Origin of the sequence: Marilutibacter aestuarii, assembly GCF_006546775.1 — a bacterium.
GTDB lineage: Bacteria > Pseudomonadota > Gammaproteobacteria > Xanthomonadales > Xanthomonadaceae > Marilutibacter > Marilutibacter aestuarii.
This window is the reverse complement of the sequence record NZ_VICE01000027.1, coordinates 1-2160: the sequence shown is the minus strand read 5'-3', so window position 1 is coordinate 2160 and position 2160 is coordinate 1. Positions and strand designations below refer to the sequence as shown.

Annotated in this window: 2 protein-coding genes and 1 pseudogene; 2 read left to right on the top strand and 1 reads right to left on the bottom strand. The window is 75.4% G+C overall.

The window, feature by feature from the left end:
- Window positions 1-312 precede the first annotated feature (312 nt).
- A complete protein-coding gene (locus FKV25_RS03135) occupies window positions 313-1044 on the bottom strand; it encodes an SGNH/GDSL hydrolase family protein (RefSeq protein WP_141517341.1) in 732 nt (243 codons plus the stop codon).
- Between the two features lie 126 nt (window positions 1045-1170).
- Between FKV25_RS03135 and lexA the strand changes: the two genes are divergently transcribed.
- Together lexA and FKV25_RS03125 are read left to right on the top strand one after the other, a co-directional pair.
- Window positions 1171-1779 carry a transcriptional repressor LexA gene (gene lexA, locus FKV25_RS03130; RefSeq protein WP_170218495.1) on the top strand — a complete coding sequence of 203 codons (609 nt, stop codon included), beginning with the start codon at window positions 1171-1173 and terminating at the stop codon, window positions 1777-1779.
- A gap of 1 nt (window position 1780) precedes the next feature.
- Window positions 1781-2160, top strand: a pseudogene (locus FKV25_RS03125) (translesion DNA synthesis-associated protein ImuA); the annotation flags it as partial.

The following is a 2160-nucleotide window of genomic DNA, read 5'->3' as shown; positions in this document are numbered from 1 at the left end:
CTGCGCCGGCGGCGCCTCGACCTCGACCGGGGCGATCGCGGTGACTTCGCCCTTGCGGATGCCCACCTCCTGGGCGCTGGCCTGGAGCGATGCGCACAGGCCCGCGGCGGCGAGGAGCAGGGTGGCGAACAGCGTCTTCGTCTTCATGGTGGCTTCCTTGGCTTGAAGGGTGGGACGGCCGCCGGGCGAGGGATGCCCGGGCCATCGCGACGCGCGTTTCCACGGCGCGCGACCGGCCACGGCCCGTGGGCGCATGGTAAGCCAAAGCGGGTCCCGGCTCCCGGGCGGGCGTCGCGGTTGCGCGCGGCGGCCTCAGTGGCAGCGCAGGGGCTCATCGCGGTAGGCCCGCGCGGCCGCTGCCGCCAATCCTTGCAGCACCCGGGCTTCGTCGCCGCTCGCCGCGGCGTCGATCGAGCGTTCCACGCCCTCGCCGCCGGTGAAGGCCGGGACGATGGCGAGTGCGGCCAGCACCGCGCCCGGCGCCGTCGCATGGAGGCGGTCGCCCTGGTAGAGGCGGGGCGGATCGTCGGAAGCGAGGGCATGGCGCCATGCGGTGGCCACGGGCAGCACGCAGGCGCCGATGGCCCTGGCCGCTTCGCGGTAGCTGGCTTCGGCGGCCAGTGTGTCGCGGCGATGCCGCTGGTCGGGCCAGGTCGACATGAGGGCGATGCGGACGGGGCGCCCGCGCAACCGGGCGGCGATCGCCCGGGTGCTGGCGATGAGCTCGGCGCGGCTTGCGGGCCGCGCCGATGGCCCTTGCTGCAGCACGACCCAGTCCCAGGGACGGGCGAGCGCCGCTTCGAGGCGAGGGCCGGCAAGATGGTCGGTGAGCGAATACCCGGGCGTGGCCAGGCGGTCGATGTCCAGCACCACGCCCTGGCGCCCGGCCAGCGTGGCCACCAGGCCGGGCACGTCGTGGGTGGCGACGTGGCTGTTGCCGACGAACAGGATGCGGAGCGGCCGCGCCGGCGGCGCGCCCGGCGACGGTGCCGCCCAGGCGAGCAGCAGCGCGGTCATCAGGCACAGGGCGGGACGCAGGGACATGCAGGCAGGCGGGGCGGGCGGGCCTCCAGTCTAGGCAGGGCCCGGGGCGCGGGCTTGTCCGGGTCGGTGCATTGGGGCGGCCGCCGGTCTCGCCTTGTGCGACTGTAAGGTGTACAAATGTACACCATGGATACCGACGACACCCTGCCGCCCCAGCGCGCCGCCGTGCTGGCCTTCCTGCGCCGGGAGCTGGCCGCCGGACGGGCGCCGAGCCTGGCCGAGGTGGCCGCGGCCTTCGGCTTCGCCTCGCGCAATGCCGCCCACAAGCACGTGCAGGCGCTGGTCGCCGACGGCCTGCTCGAGCAATTGCCGGGCCGCAAGCGCGGCCTGCGGCTGCCGGGGGGCGGGGTCGAGCTGCTGCCGCTGCAGGTGCTCGGCCGGGTCGCGGCGGGCGTGCCGGTCGGCGCCGACATCGGCCTCGACCGGCAGCTCTGGCTGGACCCGCGGGTGTTCTCGCCGCGGCCCGACTACCTGCTGCAGGTGGAGGGCGACTCGATGATCGACGACGGCATCCTCGACGGCGACCTGGTGGCCGTCCGCCGCAGCGCCGATGCCCGCGATGGGCAGACGGTGGTGGCGCGGGTGGACGGCGAGCTGACGATCAAGCGCCTGCAGCGCGAGCGGCGGCGCGTGCGCCTGCTGCCGCGCAATCCCGCGCATGCCCCGATCGAGGTGCATCCCGGGCAGGACTTCGCCATCGAGGGCGTGTATTGCGGCCTGGTGCGGCAGGGCTGAGATGGCCGCGCTGTCCGCCGTTCCCGACCTGGACGCCATGCTTGCGGCGCGCACGCTCTGGCATGCCGGCCGCCATGCCGCGCCGCGCGCGGATGGCGAACCCACCGGGCATGCCGCCCTCGATGCCCTGCTGCCGCAGGGCGGGTGGCCACGACGGGCCTTGACCGAACTGCTGCTGCCGGCCGATGGCGTGGGCGAGCTCGCGCTGTTGCTGCCGACCCTCGCGCGACTCACCACGGCCGGCGCCACCGTGGCGGTGATCGCGCCGCCCTACCTGCCCTACGCCCCGGCCTGGCAGGCCGGGGGCGTGGCGCTGGCGCGGCTGGAGATCGTCGAGGCCGCCCCCCGCGACGCCCTGTGGGCCTTCGAACAGTGCCTGCG

Bases quoted from the DNA above. Each gene is read 5' to 3' on its own strand.
- FKV25_RS03135 (WP_141517341.1), bottom strand. From the start codon at position 1,044: ATGTCCCTGCGTCCCGCCCTGTGCCTGATGACCGCGCTGCTGCTCGCC.
- lexA (WP_170218495.1), top strand. From the start codon at position 1,171: ATGGATACCGACGACACCCTGCCGCCCCAGCGCGCCGCCGTGCTGGCC.